This is a genomic window from Arthrobacter sp. zg-Y1116, assembly GCF_024385485.1.
Classification (GTDB): domain Bacteria; phylum Actinomycetota; class Actinomycetes; order Actinomycetales; family Micrococcaceae; genus Arthrobacter_B.
This window is the reverse complement of the sequence record NZ_JANFLR010000001.1, coordinates 124484-142489: the sequence shown is the minus strand read 5'-3', so window position 1 is coordinate 142489 and position 18006 is coordinate 124484. Positions and strand designations below refer to the sequence as shown.

Genomic DNA, 18006 nt, shown 5'->3' with positions numbered 1-18006 from the left:
CTATTGCCGGAAGGGTTTTTTGACGTCCGTTTATGACGGAGGTTTCAGTTCATGTCGGGGAGGTCGAGCCACTGGTACCAGCCTCGGTGAAGCACCAGCCACGCCATGAGGCCGTAGCCGGCCTGGCCCGGCGTTCCGCCGTTGGCGGCCAGGTCCGTGCGCCACTGCTCATGGTTCAGCAGCGGGTTGAGGGTGTCCACGTACACGTGCTTCCGCCGTGTGGTCACGTCGCCGAACGCTGCGGAGAGATCCGCGAGCTTCCGGTTCCGTTCCGGGTCGAGGCCCGGAGGAGGGCCCACCACGAACACCTTGATGCTCATCTGTGCGGCGCCGTCGAGGATGTTCGCCAGGTTCAGGCGGCTTCGCGCCGTCGTCAGCTGAAGGTCCAGGTCCCGGTCCGACAATCCGATCACGAGGCGGTTCTCGCACCCGTCCTCGAACCGCCTGCCGGCTTCCGCGAGCCATCTGTTGGCCAGCGCCTCGGTGCCCTCGTTGGGTGCAGCCAGGCTGTATGCCTGGAGGTTGACGTTCTCGGGCGATGTTCGGGCCAGGACACGTCCCAGCCAGCCGAGTGCGCGCGGATCCCCGTGTCCGGCCAGCAGCTCATCACCTACAGCAGCAAGCCGAATTCTGCGTTGTTCCACTAGTCACCTTCTCGAATCAAAAAAACAGGGTGGGACGCCGAAGCGCCCCACCCTAAATCTAGCCTACTGACGTTCGAAGGCCTTTTTCACCAGGATGTCCTGCTCCACTGCGTGGCGCTTGGCAGAGCCCGTAGCGGTGGAGGCCGACGCCGGGCGTGAGACCAGGCGCAGGCGGCTGTCCAGGTGCTGGGGCAGGTTGAGGCCGATGAAGGGCCACGGACCCTGGTTCGCCGGTTCGTCCTGCGCCCAGACGATGTCCGCGTTGGGGTACTTGCCCACAGCGGCCCGGATCTCGTCGACGGGGAGCGGGTAGAGCTGCTCCACGCGGACGATCGCCGTCTTGTCATCGCCGGTCTTCTGGCGGTTTGCCAGCAGATCGTAGTACAGGCGGCCGGACACCAGCAGCACGCGGTCAACGGCGTTGGCATCCAGTTCGGCATGCTCGGCGATGACCGGCTGGAACTCGCCGTGCGTGAACTCCTCCACCGACGTTGCGGCCGCCTTCAGGCGCAGCAGCTGCTTGGGGGTGAAGACCACCAGCGGCTTGCGCGGCCGGCTGTACGCCTGCCGGCGCAGCAGGTGGAAGTGCGAGGCACCCGTGGTGGGGTTGGCAACAATCATGTTGTCCTCGGCACACATCTGCAGGAAACGCTCGATCCGTGCGGACGAGTGGTCCGGTCCCTGTCCCTCGTAGCCGTGCGGAAGCATCAGCACCAGCGAGGACCGCTGGCCCCACTTCTGCTCAGCCGACGAGATGAACTCGTCAATGATGGTCTGGGCGCCGTTGACGAAGTCACCGAACTGGGCTTCCCAGAGCACGAGGGCATCCGGACGCTCCACCGAGTAGCCGTACTCGAAGCCCATGGCGGCGAATTCGGAAAGCAGGGAGTCGTAGATCCACAGCTTGGCCTGGTTCGGGTCAAGCTCAGCCAGCGGCATCCACTCTGCACCCGTGGCGCGGTCGTGGAAGACCGCGTGGCGCTGGGTGAAGGTTCCGCGGCGTGAATCCTGCCCGGCGAGGCGTACGGGGACGCCTTCCATCAGCAGCGAACCGAAGGCCGCGATTTCGGCAAAGCCCCAGTCGATGTTGCCCTCACGGGACATCTGGTCACGCTTTTCCAGCAGGGACTTCAGCTTCGGGTGGACCGTGAAGCCCTCGGGGACGGCCACGTGGGCCTTGCCGATGTGCGCCAGGACCTCGGCGGAGACCGCAGTGCTTGCCGGCTTGATGATCGTGGTGCCTTCCTGCTGGGCAGCAGGACGTTCCAGATCGGAAACCGCTTCGGAATCCTTGGTGATCACCGGGATGGGCGAGGTCTGGGCAGCGTGCGTTTCCGCGAAGACGCGCTCGAGGCGGCCCTGGTAGTCACGCAGCGCCTGCTCGGCCTCGTCCTGGCTGATATCGCCTCGTCCGATCAGGGACTCGGTGTACAGCTTGCGCACGGAGCGCTTGGCCTCGATCAGGCTGTACATCATCGGCTGGGTCATCGAAGGGTCATCGCCTTCGTTGTGGCCGCGGCGGCGGTAGCAGACCATGTCGATGACGACGTCCTTGTGGAAGCGCTGACGGTACTCGTAGGCCAGCTGGCCAACCCGTACAACTGCTTCGGGATCATCTCCGTTGACATGGAAGATCGGTGCCTGGACCATCTTCGCGACGTCGGTGGAATAGACCGAGGAGCGCGAGGACGTGGGCGACGTCGTGAAGCCCACCTGGTTGTTGACCACCACGTGGATGGTGCCGCCGGTGCGGTAGCCGCGCAGCTGGGAGAGGTTGAGCGTTTCCGCCACCACGCCCTGGCCCGCGAAGGCGGCATCGCCGTGCACGAGGATCGGCAGCACGGGGAACTCGTCGCCCTTGTCCAGCCGGTCCTGCTTGGCGCGGACAATGCCCTCCAGCACGGAATCGCCGGCTTCGAGGTGGGACGGGTTGGCCGCGAGGTAGACCTTGGTCTGCTTCCCGTTGTCCGAAGTGAAGGTGCCCTCGGTGCCGAGGTGGTACTTCACGTCGCCGGAACCCTGCACGCTGCGCGGGTCCTGGGTGCCTTCGAATTCGCGGAAGACCTGTGCGTAGGTCTTGCCTGCGATGTTCGTCAGGACGTTGAGGCGGCCGCGGTGGGCCATGCCGATGCCGACTTCCTCGAGGCCGTCGTCGGCGGCACCTGAAATCACGGCGTCCAGCAGCGGAATCAGGGATTCGCCGCCCTCAAGGGAGAAGCGCTTCTGCCCAACGAACTTCGTCTGGAGGAACGTTTCGAAAGCCTCGGCAGCGTTGAGCTTGCTGAGGATGCGCAGCTGCTCTTCGCGGGTGGGCTTCGTGTACTTGGTCTCCAGGCGGTCCTGGAACCAGAGGCGCTCCTCGGGATCCTGGATGTGCATGTATTCGATACCTGCCGTGCGGCAGTACGCGTCCCGCAGCACACCGAGGATCTTGCGGAGCTTGAGCATCGGCTTGCCGCCGAAGCCGCCCGTGGGCCACTCCCGGTCCAGGTCCCAGAGCGTCAGGCCGTGGTTCAGGATGTCCAGGTCGGCATGCCGGCGCTGGACGTATTCCAGCGGGTTCGTGTCCGCCATGAGGTGGCCGCGGACCCGGTAGGCGTGGATCAGCTGCTGGATGCGGGCAACCTTGTTGATCTGCTCGTCCGGGTTGACCTGGATGTCCGGGCTCCAGCGGACCGGCTCGTACGGGATCCGCAGGGATTCGAAGATCTCGTCGTAGAAGTTCTGCTCACCCAGCAGCAGCTGGTGGATGATGCGCAGGAACTCGCCGCTGCCGGCACCCTGGATGACGCGGTGGTCATAGGTGGAGGTCAGGGTGATGATCTTGCTGATGGCGTTGCGGGCCAGGATCTTCTCGTTGGCACCCTGGAATTCAGCCGGGTACTCAAGGGCGCCGGCGCCGATGATGGCGGCCTGTCCCTTGGAGAGGCGGGGCACCGAGTGCACGGTGCCGATGCCGCCCGGGTTGGTCAGGGAGATGGTGGTGCCGCGGTAGTCGTCCGCGCCGAGCTTGCCGTTGCGGGCCCGCTTGACCAGCTCTTCATAGGCGTGCCAGAACTCCGAGAAGTTCAGCGTTTCTGCCTTCTTGATGTTCGGCACCACCAGCAGGCGGGTTCCGTCCGGCTTGGGCATGTCGATGGCCAGGCCGAAGTTGACGTGTGCGGGCTGGACGGCAACGGGCTTGCCGTCCACTTCGTCGTAGTGCACGTTCATCGACGGGAACTGGGCGGCAGCGCGGATGATGGCGTAGCCCAGCAGGTGGGTGAAGGAGATCTTGCCGCCGCGGGCACGTTCCAGGTGGCTGTTGATGACAATGCGGTTATCAATCAGCAGCTTGGCCGGAATGGCCCGCACGGTGGTTGCCGTGGGGACGCTCAGGCTGAGGTCCATGTTCGTGGCGATGGCCTTGGCCGGACCGCGCAGCACGGTGACCTTGTCCTCTTCCGCAGCGGCATCGCTGGGCTGGGTCTTGGGCAGCTGCGCAGGAATCGGCGCCGCCTTGGGCTCGGCCTTCGGCTCGCTCTTCGCAGCGGGTTCGGCCTTCGCCTGTTCCTTGGCTACCGGCGGCTTGCCCGACTGCTGCGTTGCAGCGGGCGATTCGCCTGATGCCTTCGGTGCGTTGGGTGCCGTACTTTCGGCTTTCACTACCGGAAGCTGGCGGGTGGCGGGCCGGGAACCGTCCGGGGATCCGGCGCCGTTTCCGTTGGATCCGTTGCCGGACTGGGAGTCTTCAGCCTTGAAGGATTCGAAGATGCTCCACCACTTTTTGTCAACGGAGTCCTTGTTCGACAAATACTGCTCGTACAGTTCATCGACAAGCCACTCGTTGCCGCCGAATTCCTCCGGCAGGCGGTGGTTGGATTGGTCTGGCACTAGATATACGCCTCTTCCATGAGTTGCCGTTTGCCCTGATGGCACCATGTTCTGACGCTTCCGCCTCAAGTACTGGTGCGGCCCGGTGCGCAGTGACCGAGACTTCATGCCAGTCTAGTGACATAGTCGAACATGTGGCCAATCCCGCACCAGTTGATGAAGGCGCCTGCTGGCCGCAGACCGGCGGGAACCGCCCAGGGAAGCCGCTGTGGCGGGCCCGGAACAAACCTGTAAACTGGGGATTCTATGGACAGTTTCTCTAGGCGCCGGCCTGCGTCACGGACTGCGGTTGCCGCAGTCGGTGCGCCACGAGCCGGCAACGCCCGCACACCCACGGCCCAGCATTCACCTGCCTCGTCATCGGAGCCTTCCAGTCCGGCCGCAGCCGACCACCCTCCGTCTGAACGTTTCCGTGCAGCAAATCATCCCTTTCTTTTAAGCCGGTCTGCCCCGACGGCGGGGGAGTGCTGACATGGAGTGGCTATACCTCCTCTTCGGCCTCCTGCTCATTCTCGGCACCGGATTCTTCGTCGCCGTGGAATTCGCCCTCGTGGCACTGGACCAGCCGGCCGTCCGCCGCGCAGTGGACGAGGGTGACAAAGCGGCTGAACCGCTGCTGCGCTGCCTGACCACCCTCTCCACCCAGCTCTCCAGCTGCCAGCTGGGCATCACCATGACCACCCTGCTGACCGGGTTTGTTATGGAACCCTCCGTTGGGCGCCTGCTGGAGGGTCCGTTGGCCTCCTTCGGCCTGCCGCCCGTGGCCGTGGACTCGGTGTCCGTCACCGTTGCGATGGTCCTGGCGACCTTCCTTTCGATGCTGCTGGGCGAACTGATCCCCAAGAACATGTCCATCGCCATGCCGTTCCGTGTCGGTAAGGCACTGGCACGGCCGCAGCTGGCTTTCACCGTGGTCTTCAAGCCCGCGGTGCTCCTGCTGAACGGTTTCGCCAACAAGATCCTCCATCTCTTTGGCCTCGAGGCCAAAGAAGAGGTCAGCGGAGCGCGGACGCCGGCCGAGCTGTCCTCCATGGCGCGGCGCTCCGCGGAGATGGGCACCCTGGACAAGGGCACTGCCGACTTCCTCTCCCGGACCTTCTCCTTTGCGGGACGAACCGCTGCCGATGTCATGACTCCGCGCATCCGGCTCGAAACGATCGACGCCGAGCAGCCCGTGGCCGATGTCATCGAGGCGGCGCGGCGCACCGGGTACTCCCGCTTCCCGGTCCTCGGGGATTCACCGGACGACATCCGCGGCGTTGTCCACGTCAAGAAAGCCGTGGCCGTGCCGCGCAGCAGGCGGGCCACCCTGCCGGCGGCCGCGATCATGAGCGAGATCCTCCGGGTGCCGGAAACGGTCCACCTGGACTCACTGCTTTCCGAACTCCGCAGCGCCAACCTGCAGCTCGCCGTCGTCCTCGACGAATACGGCGGAACCGCCGGCGTCGCCACCCTGGAGGACCTGGTCGAAGAGATCGTCGGCGAAGTATCCGACGAGCACGACAAGGCCAAGCCCGGCGTGCTGCAAAGCGCGTCCGGTGCCTGGTACTTCCCGGGCATCATGCGGCCAGACGAAGTCACCGCCCTGGTTCCGCTGCTGCGGATGCCGGACGAAGCCGGATACGAAACCGTGGGCGGCTACATCATGGCCGAGCTCGGCCGCATCGCCGAGGCAGGGGACCGCGTAGAGGTGCCCGGCGGCGTGCTCGAGGTGGAACGGATGGACGGTCGGCGCATTGACCGCGTCAGCTTCATCCCCGCCGCCGAGGGGGCCGAATCCGGCCAGGCCGAACACATTGAAGACGAAGACAACACCGGCCGAAGCGCGGAGCGCCCGGCACGCAGGGAAGGCATCCGATGAGCGGCGACCTGGCGGGAATCTTCTGGCTGGTGGTCCTGCTCCTGGGCAACGCCTTCTTCGTCGGCAGCGAATTCGCGGTGATGTCCGCGCGGCGCAGCCAGATCGAGCCGCATGCCGAAGCCGGATCGAAGCGGGCCAAGACCACCTTGTGGGCCATGGAGCACGTGTCCCTGATGCTCGCGTGTGCGCAGCTGGGTATCACCGTCTGCTCCCTGCTGATCCTCTCGGTGGCCGAACCTGCTATCCACCACCTGCTTTCGGTGCCGCTGAAGGCCGTGGGCCTGCCGATCGAAATAGCTGACGGTGCCGGGTTCCTGGTGGCGCTGCTCCTCGTGACCTTCCTGCACGTCACCATCGGCGAGATGGTTCCGAAGAACATCTCGGTGTCCGTTGCCGACCGCGCAGTGCTGCTGCTCGCCCCGCCGCTGGTCTTCATTTCCCGCCTGGTGCGCCCGATCATCGGCACGCTCAACTGGATGGCCAACCACGCGCTGCGCCTCATGGGGATCACCCCGAGGGACGAAGTCGCCTCGGCCTTCACCCTGGAGGAGATGCAGTCCATCGTGGAGGAATCCACGAAACACGGGACCGTCGCCGACGATTCCGGCCTGATCTCGGGTGCACTCGAGTTCTCCGGACAGACCGCGGGGACGGTGATGGTGCCGCTGGACGAACTCGTGAGCCTGGGCACGGACTCCACCCCGGCGGAATTCGAGCGTGCCGTGGGCCGGACCGGCTTCTCCCGCTTCGTCCTCGTGGACGACGCCGGGAACCTCACCGGGTACATGCACCTGAAGGACGTGATGTCCATCCCGCTGGAGGCCTATGAACGGCCGATCACGGAGAACAAGGTCCGTACCCTGGCCAACCTGCGCCTGGACGATGAAATCGAGGATGCCCTGGCCGTGATGCAGCGGACCGGCTCCCATCTGGCCCGCGTGCTGGGCCCGGATGGAACCACGCGCGGCGTGCTGTTCCTGGAAGACATCATTGAACAGCTGGTCGGCGAGATCAGGGACGCGACCCAGGCGCAGGGCATCCGCCGGACCGGAGAAAGCCTCTAGCGCCTAGATGCGAATGATTCGCGTTTAGGTTATGCTGAAAAAGCTTCGGCGGTGCCGGGGCCCGTCTTCGCCGCCATGAACCGCCTACCCAGGGATACCAAACCTTATGCGCCGCTTTCCCGTCCGCCTGGCCGGAACCGTCCTTGCAGCAGCCGCACTCGCCCTGACCGGCTGCAGCGGCGGCAGCGGGGACGACGGTGGTGAAGCCGAGGGCAGTGACGGCGTCGTTCGCGTGGTGGCGTCCACCGATGTCTACGGCAGCATCCTCGCCGGGATCGGCGGGGACAACGTCGAAGTGACCTCCCTGATTGACCGGCCCAGCCAGGATCCGCACTCCTACGAGGCCTCGGCGCGGGACCGGCTCGCCGTATCCAAGGCGGACCTGGTGGTGCTCAACGGCGGCGGGTACGACACCTTCCTGGAGAAGCTCGCGGCAGACGAAGGCATCCCCGCCGAGAACATCCTCAACGCCGTGGAGATCTCCGGCCTCGAGGACTCCGACTCAGCGGAAGCCGAAGAGAGCCACGACGCGGGCGAAGACCACCACGGCCATAACCACGGCTCCTTCAACGAACACGTCTGGTACAGCCCCGAGGCCATGGGGCGGCTTGCCGACGCCGCCGCCGAACGCCTCGGCGAACTGGATGCCGATGCCGCCGGCACGTTCCGCAGCAACGCGGCGGACTTCACTGCGGGCATTGCGGACATCGACGCTACCCTTGCCGCGCTTCGGGAAACGGCGGGCGGACGCGACGTCGCCCTGACCGAACCGGTGCCGGACTACCTCGTGGAAGCCGCGGGGCTGCACAACGCCACCCCGTCGGACTTCACGGAGGCCGTCGAGGAAGGCTCGGATGTTCCGCCGCATGTGCTGAAGGAAATGCAGGACCTGGTGACGGGCGGCTCCATTGCCTTCCTGGGCTACAACGAACAGACCTCTACCTCGCAGACGGAGGCGGTGCGCAAGGCCGCGCTGGATGCCGGTGTGCCCGTGATCGACTTCTCCGAAACCCTTCCCGAGGGCCAGGACTACCTGCAGTGGATGGCCGATAACACCGCCGACATGGAAAGCGTGCTGCAGTGAATGCTTCCGGTCAGCCCGCCCCGGTGGTGCGCCTGCGGGACGCAGGGCTGTCCTACGGTAACCGCACCCTGTGGAAGAACCTTGACCTGGACATCAATGCCGGTGAATTCCTCGCCGTCCTCGGCCCCAACGGGTCAGGCAAAACGAGTTTCCTGAAGGTCCTGCTGGGACTGCAGCCGCTCACCGGTGGCACTGTCACCGTCAACGGCCGCAACGTGCAGCGGGGCAGCAAGGACATCGGCTACATCCCGCAGCAGAAGTCCTTCAGCCCCGGCACCCCGCTGCGTGGCCGGGACCTGGTGGGGCTCGGCGTCGACGGCGACCGCTGGGGCCTGCGGCTCCGCGGAAAGCCGGTGCGCCGCCGCGTGGACCGGCTGCTCGAGCAGGTGGGGGCCACGTCCTACGCGGATGAACCCGTGGGACGGCTCTCCGGCGGCGAGCTGCAGCGCCTGCGCGCGGCCCAGGCGCTGGCCACCAACCCGGATCTGCTGCTCTGCGACGAGCCGCTGCTCTCGCTGGACCTGCACCACCAGCAGGCCATCAGCTCCCTGATCGAACGGCGCTGCCATGACGACGGCGCCGCCGTCGTCTTCGTGACCCACGAAATCAATCCCGTCATCGAGTACGTGGACCGTGTGCTGTACCTGGCCGGCGGACAGTTCCGCACCGGCACCCCCGCCGAAGTCCTGCGCAGCGACGTGCTTTCGGAAATGTACGGCAGCCGCGTCGAAGTCCTGCGCAGCCACGGCCGGATTGTGGTCCTGGGCATCCCGGACGCCACCACCCACCACCACGGAGAAAGCGAGGGCGACCTTGGACCTGCGTAGTTTCTTCGATGCGGTTTTTGATTTCAGCGATTACGGCGAGCTGCTTCCGCTGGTGAGCAATTCCATCTGGGCCGCCGCGATCCTCGGCCTGGTCGGCGGGCTGATCGGCACCTTCGTCCTGATGCGTGACCTGGCCTTCGCCGTGCACGGCATTGCCGAGCTCTCTTTCGCCGGGGCGTCCTTTGCCCTGCTGATCGGCGTGAACGTGGTGGTCGGTTCGCTGGTCGGATCAGTGGCGGCGGCCGTCCTGCTGGCCGTCATGGGCCTGCGGGCCCGGGACCGGAACTCGATCATCGGCGTCATCATGCCCTTCGGGCTGGGCCTGGGCATCCTGTTCCTTGGCCTCTACGAGGGCCGTTCCGCCAACAAGTTCGGGCTGCTGACCGGCCAGATCGTCTCGGTGGATACCGTGCAGCTGAACCTGCTGGCAGGGGTTGCCGCCGTCGTGGTGGCTGCCCTGCTCTTCATCTGGCGCCCCCTGACCTTCGCCAGTGCGGACCCGGACCTCGCAGAGGCCCGCGGCGTGCCCGTGCGGGTGCTGTCGATTGTCTTTATGTTCCTGCTGGGCCTGGCCGTGGCCCTGTCCATCCAGGTGGTGGGGGCCCTGCTGGTGCTCTCCCTGCTGATTACTCCGGCGGCGGCAGCCCTGCTCGTGACGTCCTCGCCGCGCCTGGTGGTGTTCCTGAGCGTGCTCTTCGCGCTGGCTTCCTCGGTCGGCGGCATCCTGCTGGCGCTGGGCGGCCGGATTCCGATCAGCCCCTACGTCACCACGGTGTCCTTCGCGATCTACCTGGCCTGCCGGATCATCCGGCGCATGCGCGGCGGGCACCGGCGCCGGGAGCTCAGCGCAAACACGGCTACAGCCGCAGCCTAGCCCTTACGCGCGCTGCACTCGGGGCACAGGCCGAAGACCTCGACGGTGTGCGCCACTTCGGTGAAGCCGTACTTGGCGCCCAGGCCCGCGGCCCAGCTCTCCACCGCAGGTGCTTCCACCTCCACGGCCTTGCCGCAGTTCCGGCAGACCAGGTGATGGTGGTGGTGTTCGACGGCGCACCGCCGGTACAGCGCCTCGCCGTCGCCGCCCCGGAGCACGTCCACGAGGTTCTCGTCCGCCATGGACTGCAGGACCCGGTAGGTAGTAGCCAGGGAAACCCTTTCGCCGCGCTCCTGCAGCAGCCGGAAGAGGTCCTGGGTGCTGACGAAGTCGTCGAGTTCGTCCAGGGTGCGGCCCACGGCCAGCCGCTGGCGGGTTACACGCTGCTCCGGTGCGCGTTTGGATGTCCGGGATGTCTCGGGTGACACGGAGGTTCCTCCAGCGGGTGGGACGGCAGGCGGGCGGCACCGTGGCCGCAGGGATGTAGACCCCTAAGATTATCAGCAGTACCGCAGCGCCCGTCCTGCGCGGCCGATCACCTCCGGAGTAGGGTGGCGCTATGAAAATGACGAAGTTCACGCATTCCTGTGTCCGGTTCGAGCAGGGAGGGCACGTCCTGGTGCTGGATCCCGGCACCTTTTCCGAAGTTGAAACGGCGCTGAAGGAGGCGGATGCCATCCTGGTGACGCACGAGCACGCGGACCACCTGGACCGCCCGCGGGTGCTTGCCGCAATGCAGGAGCAACCGTCGCTGGAACTCCATGCCCCGGCGGGTCTTGCTGCACTCCTTCGCAGCGAATCCCCGGAGGAGGTGGGCGGCCGCATCCACGATGTTGAGCCCAACACCAGCTTCACCGTTGCCGGTTTCGGCATCCAGTCCTTCGGCGGCCAGCATGCCCTGATCCATCCGTTGATTCCCGTCGTGGCCAACATCGGCTACCTGGTGGAAGGCCGGATCTACCACCCGGGGGATTCGTTCGTGGTTCCCAACGGCCTGCGGCCGCGGACCGTGCTGGTGCCGATGCATGCACCCTGGTCCAAGGCGGGGGAGGTCATCGACTTCGTCATCGCCACCGGTGCGGAGCGGGCCTATCCCATCCATGACGCGCTTTTGAACGAGCGGGGGCTGGGGATGGTCGAGGGGCATGTGACCCGGTTCGGCAAGGTTTACGGCACCGAGTTCCGGCATCTGGACGCCGGGGAAACCGTGGACCTGTAATGGATGTCCTGATCTCCCCGCAGCAGCTGCACGAACGCCTCGGCACGGCGCGCCGGCCTGTGCTGCTGGATGTGCGGTGGGTCCTTGGCGCCGCCGACGGCGAGGAAAAGTACCTGCACGAACATCTGCCCGGTGCGGTGTACGTGGACATGGACACCGAGCTTTCGGCCCCTGCCGTTCCCGGGGAGGGGCGGCATCCCCTGCCGGATCCCGCTGCCTTCGCCGCGGCCGCCCGCAGCTGGGGCCTGAATGACGGGGACACAGTGGTGGTGTACGACGACGCCGGGGGCACGGCCGCCGCACGCGCCTGGTGGCTGCTGCGGCACGCCGGCTGTCAGGACGTGTTCCTGCTCGACGGCGGCCTCGCGGCCTGGCGCAGGGCAGGACTGCCGCTGGAAAGCGGTCCGGTGGAGCCGTTGCCCGGGACGGCGCACCTGTCCTGGGGGCACATGCCCGTGGCATCCCTCCGGGACGTCAGCCGGGTGGCGGCCGAGGGGATACTCATCGACGCCCGTGCGCCGGAACGATACCGCGGAGAAACCGAACCGGTGGATCCACGGGCCGGGCATATCCCGGGCGCGGTCAACCGGCCCTCCACCGACAACCTCACCCCGGACGGCAGCTTCCGGTCACCGGCGGAACTGGGCCGCGCCTTCGTGGACCTCGGTGTGCGGCCGGACCGGCCCGTTGCGGCGTACTGCGGTTCGGGGATCTTCGCCTCCCACGAGGTGGCCGCACTGGCGCAGGCAGGCATCACCGCGGCGCTTTACCCGGGCTCCTGGTCGCAGTGGTCCAACACGCCCGGCACCCCCGCGGCCGTTGGCCCGGATCCGGGCAGGGCCGAAAACCCGCCGCAAAAGGGGTAGCGTCGAATCATGTTTACCGGCCGACCCGTTCCTCCGCCGCTGCGGGCACCCCTGTCCGCCGCCGCGTCAAAGGGACAACCTGAAGGAGCACCCATGCCTACACTCTTTACCCGGATCATCAACGGCGAAATTCCCGGACATTTCGTCTGGAAGGACGACGACGTCGTCGCGTTCCTCAGCATCGGTCCGCTCAGCGACGGCCACACCCTGGTGGTGCCGCGCGCGGAGATCAACAAGTGGACGGATGCGCCCGCGGACCTCCTGCAGAAGCTCACCACAGTGGCCCAGGCCATCGGCCAGGCGCAGGTGTCCGTCTTCGGCTCGGAGCGGGCCGGCCTCAGCATTGCCGGCTTCGAGGTGGATCACCTGCACCTGCACGTCTGGCCGGCCAATTCGCTGCAGGACTTCGACTTCAGCCGGGCCGAGTCCAACCCGGACCCCGAGCGGATGGCGGCCAACGCGGAAAAGCTGCGCCAGGGCCTGCGCGATGCCGGGCACGGGGAATCCGTTCCCGCAGCCTAGGCAGCCGGGCCGGCTCCGGCCTAAGCCGGAGCCAGCGCCGAGTTCAGGGCGGTCCGGATCCGTTTCTCCGAAACGGTCCGGGCCGTTCCCAGTTCCTGCGCAAAGAAGCTGATCCGCAGCTCCTCGATCATCCAGCGGACCTCCGCGAGTTCCGGGGGAGTGCCGCGGCCGGGCGCCAGCGCCGCCACGGCGTCGTCGTACTCGTCCTCGAGGCGGTGGATCACGGCCATGGACAGGCCGTCCCGCTGTACGTTGCCCGGAAGTTTTTCCAGCCGCCGTTCAATACCGGCCAGGTAGCGGGGCAGGTGCATCAGCTGCGCATAGCCGGTGCGGGCCACGAAACCGGGGTACACCAGGGCATCCAGCTGCGCCCTGATGTCATTCAGGGCGCTGATCAGCGCCAGCGAGGTGGTGCCCTTGAGCGCCTTCGTGATCCGCCGGGTGCTGGCCAGGATCTTCTCCACGATGGCCGTGACGGTGAAGACGGTGTCGATCAGTTCGGCACGCACTGTCTCATACAGGGCGTCGAACTCGGCCCGCGTCCACGGGAGCTTCTCCGGTGTGAGCTTGTCCACCGCGGCCAGGGTGCAGTCTTCGATGAGCGCGGCCACACTCCCGTGCGGGTTCTGGCTGAAGGTCAGCTTTTCGGTGTTGCTCAGGTGCTCCAGCACGTACTTGGCCGGGCTGGGAACGCGGAGCACCAGCAGCCGGATGACGCCGGCACGCATGGCGGCCTGCTGCTCGCCGGCACTCTGGAAGATCCGGACCCCGGCGGTGCTGCCCTCGTCCACCAGCGCCGGGTAGCCGGTCACGGTGTGGCCGGCGACGAGCCGCTGGACCTGCTTCTCCAGGGTGCCGATGCTCCACTCGGTCAGGCCGGTCTGCTCCGCCACGGAGGAACCGGTGTCGGAACCGATGCCCGTGCCGTTGGCTGAACTGTTTCCGGTGCCGGCTTTGCCCTTGCCGTTGGGTCCCTTGGGGCCGCGCGGCTGGACGGTGGATGGCGTGGCGCCGAGGGATTCGGCAATGGCGCGGCGGGTGGCCGGGGCCAGGGACTCCTGCAGTGCGGCCAGGTCCTTGCCCTCGTCCAGCACCCGTCCGGCGGAATCCACGACGGTGAACGTCATCCGCAGGTGGTCCGGCACGGCGTCCCAGTTCCAGGACCCCGGCGGAATGATGGATCCCTTCAACCGGCGCAGCACCAGTTCCAGGGACGGTTCCAGCTCGTCTGAAGCGGGGTCGAAATCCGCAGCCAAGGCAGCGGCAGCCGAGCGGGCGACGTCGGGCGCCGGGACGAAATTCTTCCGCACCGCCTTGGGCAGGGACTTGATCAGCGCCGTAATGAGCTCGGCGCGAAGTCCCGGGATCTGCCAGGCAAACGGCCCCGGGGTGAGCTGGTTCAGGAACAATACGGGCACCTCGACGGTCACGCCGTCGTTGGCCGAGGGCACGCCGGGGGTGAATTCGTAGGTGAGCGGGAGTTCGAAGGACCCGTAGAAGAAGGACTTCGGGAAGTCGTTCTCGTCCAGGCCCTCGGCATCGTCCGTGCGTAGGGCGTCCGGGTCGAAGTCCAGCAGGGACGGGTTTTCGTGCCGGGCGTGCTTCCACCACTTGTCGAAGTGCCGCTCGGAGACAACGTCGGCACCCACCCGCTCGTCGTAGAACTCGAAGAGGGTTTCATCGTCCACGCGCAGCCCGCGGCGCCGGACCCGGTTCTCCAGCTCCTCCACCTCGGCCAGCAGCGCCTGGTTGCGGTGGAAGAACTTGTGGTGCGTGCGCCAGTCGCCCTCGACCAGGGCATGGCGGATGAACATCTCCCGGGAGAGCACCGGGTCGATGCGGCCGTAGTTGATGCTCCGCTGCGGAACCACCGGTACGCCGTAGAGGGTGACCTTCTCATAGGCCATCACGGCTCCGCGGCTCTTGGACCAGTGCGGTTCGCTGTAGCTGCGTTTGACCAGGTGCGGGGCCACTTCCTCGGCCCACAGCGGATCGAACTTCGCCGCCACCCGCGCCCACAGTCGCGAGGTCTCCACGAGTTCGGCGGCCATCACCCAGTCCGGGGACTTCTTGAACAACGCAGAGCCGGGGAAGACCGCGAACCGGGTGCCGCGTGCACCGGCGTATTCGCGCTTGCGCTGGTCGTAGAGGCCGATGTGGCTGAGCAGGCCGGCCAGCAGGGACATGTGGATCTCCCGGTACTTGCCGACCGGGTCCACCGGCTCCGGGGCGAGGGTGATCCCCAGCGGCTTGGCCAGCTGGCGCAGCTGGGCAAAGAGGTCCTGCCATTCGCGGATGCGCAGGAAGTTCAGGAACTCGTTCTTGCACAGGCGGCGGAAGGCCGAGGAGGAAAGCTCCTTCTGCTTTTCCTCCACATAGCGCCACAGGTTCAGGAAACCGGTGAAGTCGGAGTTCTCGTCCACGAAGCGCTTGTGCATTTCGGCGGCCTTCTGGGCCCGGGCGGGGTCATCCTTGGATGGACGCTCGCGGGGATCCTGGATGGTCAGGGCGGCAGTGAGCACCATGACCTCCTTGGTGCAGCCGCGGTTGCCCGCTTCGACAATCATCCGGCCCAGCCGGGGGTCCACCGGAAGCTGGGACAGCTTGCGGCCCACCTCGGTGATGCCGCCCTGGGGGTGCAGCGCTCCGAGTTCGCGCAGCAGCACCGCACCGTCGTTGATTGCCTTGGAATCCGGGGGCTGGACGAACGGGAAGTCGGCAACATCCTTGGGTCCCTTGGCCACGCCCATGGCGGCCATCTGCAGGATCACGGCGGCGAGGTTGGTGCGCAGGATTTCGGGATCGGTGAATTCGGGCCGGGACTCGAAGTCCTCCTGCGAGTACAGCCGGATGGCGATGCCGTCGGAAACGCGGCCGCAGCGGCCTGACCGCTGGTTGGCGGAGGCCTGGGAGATCCGCTCGATCGGAAGCCGCTGGACCTTGGTGCGGTGCGAATAGCGCGAGATGCGGGCCGTGCCGGTGTCGATCACGTATTTGATGCCCGGGACCGTCAGCGAGGTCTCGGCGACGTTGGTGGCCAGGACAATCCGGCGGTTCCGGCCCGGGGAAAAGACCTTGTGCTGCTCGGCAAGGGAAAGCCGGGCGAAGAGCGGCAGGATTTCGGTATTGGCCAGCCGGGGATTGCGGGCAACGGAGGAACGCAGGGCGTCTGCGGCATCGCGGATTTCCCGCTCGCCCGAGAAGAACACCAGGACGTCGCCGGGTGCTTCGCGGGAGAGCTCGTCGACGGCGTCGCAGACGGCGTCCACCGGGTCCCGGTCCTCTTCCAGCTCGTCGTCGATGCAGTCTTCGTCGCTGCCCCCGTCCGACGGCTGGTTCAGCGGGCGGTAGCGGATCTCCACCGGGAAGGTACGGCCGGACACCTCGATGATGGGTGCAGGGGTGCCGTTGAGGGCGAAGTGTTCGGCGAACCGCTGCGGATCGATGGTGGCCGAGGTAATGATGACCTTCAGGTCCGGGCGCGTCGGCAGCAGCCGGCGCAGGTACCCGAGAATGAAGTCGATGTTCAGGCTGCGCTCGTGGGCCTCATCGATGATGATGGTGCTGTACTTCTTCAGCTTCGGATCATGCCGGATCTCCGCCAGCAGGATGCCGTCGGTCATCAGCTTGACCTTGGTTTTCCGGCCGGTCTCACCGGTGAAGCGGACCTGGAAGCCCACTTCCTCGCCGAGCTCGACGTCGAGCTCGGAAGCGATCCGCTCGGCGACGGTGCGCGCGGCAAGGCGCCGGGGCTGGGTGTGCCCGATCAGGCCGTTCTCGGCCAGGCCCAGTTCCAGGCACATCTTCGGAATCTGCGTGGTTTTTCCGGACCCGGTTTCGCCCGCGATGACGGTGACCTGGTTGGCGGCAATCGCTGCCATGATGTCTTCGCGGCGTTCGGAAACGGGCAGCTGTTCGGGATAGGAAATTGTCAGTGCCATGATTGCCACCAGTCTAGTGGCTTGGCCGGACGGACTTTCCGGATTCCGCCGTGGGCGGGATTTCGATGGCGCGCTGCAGCAGGGAGACCACGCTGCGGGCCCGCTCGCGCATCTCCGGCGGGTCGAGGATTTCGAAGGGCACGCCCCAGGCTGTCAGGTTGATCAGGGGCAGGTCTAGGGAGTCCCAGCCGCCGCGCACGATGGTGTGCCCGGGGCCGTCCGCTTCAATGCTGGCCACATCCGGGGGCACCCGCTCGGCAACCGCCGCCAGCGGTGCAGCCAACCGCACCACCACGGAATAGCGGTAGGGGTTGCGGGTAATCGATTCCTGGACGTAGGCGGCGAGGTCCCGGGCCGGGAGGGGCCGGGGCGCGAACCGCTCGCGCGGGGCGGGGGTGCTGGTGCAGCGGTCCACCCGGAAGGTCCGCCAGTCAGCGCGGTCCAGGTCCCAGGCGACGGCGTACCAGCGCCTGCCGGTGCCGACCAGCCGGTAGGGCTCCACGATCCGGCGCCCGGAGCCGCCGTCGGCCGCGGTGTAACGGAAGCTCAGGACCCGGTGCTCGGTGATGCCGGCGGAAAAGGCGGTGAGGATTCCCGGGTCGACGCCGCCCGGCGGCCCGGCCAGTGTGGAGACGGATTGGCGCAGGGCGGAGAACTTGGGACGGAGCCGCCCGGGCAGGACCTGTTCCAGCTTTGCCAGTGCCCGAACCGACGCTTCCCCGATTCCGGTCACCGGTCCCGTTGCCACGGCGGCAAGCCCGAGTGCGACGGCGAGGGCTTCGTCGTCGTCGAGCAGCAGCGGCGGCAGCTGCGCGCCGGCGCCTAGCTGGTAACCGCCGGCAATGCCCGGGGATGCTGAGATGGGATACCCGAGGGTGCGCAGCTTGCCGATGTCGCGGCGTACCGTGCGTTCGGTGATGGACAACCGTTCCGCGAGCGCTGCCCCGGTCCACTCGCGCCGCAGCTGCAGCAGCGAAAGCAGCTGCAGGAGCCGGGCGGATGTCTCCAACATGGAATCAAAACTACGCGTCAATGCGGTCGAAAGCTGACCTGTTCCGGAACTAATTCCGGCGGGAAGCCGCCTTGCCGGCGGGGCGCAGGCGGGTCAGTAGACGGTCCCGTCCCGGGAACGGTGGGACGGGAGGCCGGGGAGCCGGCCGTGACCGTGGCCCGGCGGCCTCCCGTTGCGCCCGTACCGTCCGGTCGGTACCCTCGCAAAAGAGACGCAGCA

General features: G+C 66.8%; 13 protein-coding genes. 8 read left to right on the top strand and 5 right to left on the bottom strand.

All coding sequences use genetic code 11. From position 1 onward, the window contains the following. Nucleotides 1–44: 44 nt before the first annotated feature. Both NNX34_RS00640 and NNX34_RS00635 read right to left on the bottom strand, forming a co-directional pair. Nucleotides 45–644 (bottom strand): GDSL-type esterase/lipase family protein, encoded by a 600-nt coding sequence (locus NNX34_RS00640; RefSeq protein WP_227918308.1) that lies wholly within the window; start codon nucleotides 642–644, stop codon nucleotides 45–47. A 63-nt stretch (nucleotides 645–707) separates the two neighbouring features. Next, nucleotides 708–4517: a multifunctional oxoglutarate decarboxylase/oxoglutarate dehydrogenase thiamine pyrophosphate-binding subunit/dihydrolipoyllysine-residue succinyltransferase subunit gene (locus NNX34_RS00635; RefSeq protein ID WP_255764670.1), complete on the bottom strand. Its 3810-nt coding sequence runs from the start codon at nucleotides 4515–4517 to the stop codon at nucleotides 708–710. A gap of 472 nt (nucleotides 4518–4989) precedes the next feature. Here NNX34_RS00635 and NNX34_RS00630 point away from each other — a divergent pair, with 472 nt between their 5' ends. The 5 genes from NNX34_RS00630 to NNX34_RS00610 all read left to right on the top strand — a co-directional run bounded on the left by NNX34_RS00630 (nucleotide 4990) and on the right by NNX34_RS00610 (nucleotide 10227). Continuing rightward, on the top strand, nucleotides 4990–6378 hold the full coding sequence (locus NNX34_RS00630; protein WP_255764669.1) for a hemolysin family protein: 1389 nt from the start codon (nucleotides 4990–4992) through the stop codon (nucleotides 6376–6378). Beyond that, nucleotides 6375–7442, top strand: coding sequence for a hemolysin family protein (locus NNX34_RS00625; protein ID WP_255764668.1), 1068 nt, complete (start codon nucleotides 6375–6377; stop codon nucleotides 7440–7442). The genes NNX34_RS00630 and NNX34_RS00625 overlap by 4 nt, the downstream gene beginning before the upstream one ends. Nucleotides 7443–7548: 106 nt before the next feature. Next, complete coding sequence (locus NNX34_RS00620) at nucleotides 7549–8526, top strand: metal ABC transporter solute-binding protein, Zn/Mn family (RefSeq protein ID WP_255764667.1); 978 nt, start codon at nucleotides 7549–7551, stop codon at nucleotides 8524–8526. 26 nt (nucleotides 8527–8552) lie between these two features. After that, the gene (locus NNX34_RS00615; RefSeq protein WP_255765687.1) at nucleotides 8553–9353 is read left to right on the top strand and encodes a metal ABC transporter ATP-binding protein; all 801 of its coding nucleotides are present in this window, start codon (nucleotides 8553–8555) and stop codon (nucleotides 9351–9353) included. Beyond that, nucleotides 9340–10227, top strand: coding sequence for a metal ABC transporter permease (locus NNX34_RS00610; protein WP_255764666.1), 888 nt, complete (start codon nucleotides 9340–9342; stop codon nucleotides 10225–10227). The genes NNX34_RS00615 and NNX34_RS00610 overlap by 14 nt, the downstream gene beginning before the upstream one ends. On the opposite strand, the gene NNX34_RS00605 is transcribed toward NNX34_RS00610, so the two are convergent. Further along, the gene (locus NNX34_RS00605; protein ID WP_255764665.1) at nucleotides 10224–10655 is read right to left on the bottom strand and encodes a Fur family transcriptional regulator; all 432 of its coding nucleotides are present in this window, start codon (nucleotides 10653–10655) and stop codon (nucleotides 10224–10226) included. The two genes, NNX34_RS00610 and NNX34_RS00605, sit on opposite strands and share 4 nt — an antisense overlap. Nucleotides 10656–10786: 131 nt before the next feature. Here NNX34_RS00605 and NNX34_RS00600 point away from each other — a divergent pair, with 131 nt between their 5' ends. The 3 genes from NNX34_RS00600 to NNX34_RS00590 all read left to right on the top strand — a co-directional run bounded on the left by NNX34_RS00600 (nucleotide 10787) and on the right by NNX34_RS00590 (nucleotide 12834). Next, a complete protein-coding gene (locus NNX34_RS00600; protein WP_255764664.1) occupies nucleotides 10787–11446 on the top strand; it encodes an MBL fold metallo-hydrolase in 660 nt (219 codons plus the stop codon). Next, nucleotides 11446–12312: a sulfurtransferase gene (locus NNX34_RS00595; protein WP_255764663.1), complete on the top strand. Its 867-nt coding sequence runs from the start codon at nucleotides 11446–11448 to the stop codon at nucleotides 12310–12312. Before NNX34_RS00600 ends, NNX34_RS00595 begins: the two co-directional genes overlap by 1 nt. Before the next feature lie 93 nt (nucleotides 12313–12405). Next, nucleotides 12406–12834 (top strand): HIT family protein, encoded by a 429-nt coding sequence (locus NNX34_RS00590; protein WP_255764662.1) that lies wholly within the window; start codon nucleotides 12406–12408, stop codon nucleotides 12832–12834. Nucleotides 12835–12854: 20 nt separating this feature from the next. Here NNX34_RS00590 and hrpA read toward each other — a convergent pair whose 3' ends face one another. Both hrpA and NNX34_RS00580 read right to left on the bottom strand, forming a co-directional pair. Further along, nucleotides 12855–16775, bottom strand: a complete 3921-nt coding sequence (gene hrpA / locus NNX34_RS00585; protein WP_255764661.1) for an ATP-dependent RNA helicase HrpA — start codon at nucleotides 16773–16775, stop codon at nucleotides 12855–12857. A 13-nt stretch (nucleotides 16776–16788) separates the two neighbouring features. Further along, a complete protein-coding gene (locus NNX34_RS00580; RefSeq protein WP_255764660.1) occupies nucleotides 16789–17787 on the bottom strand; it encodes a YafY family protein in 999 nt (332 codons plus the stop codon). Nucleotides 17788–18006: the final 219 nt, after the last annotated feature.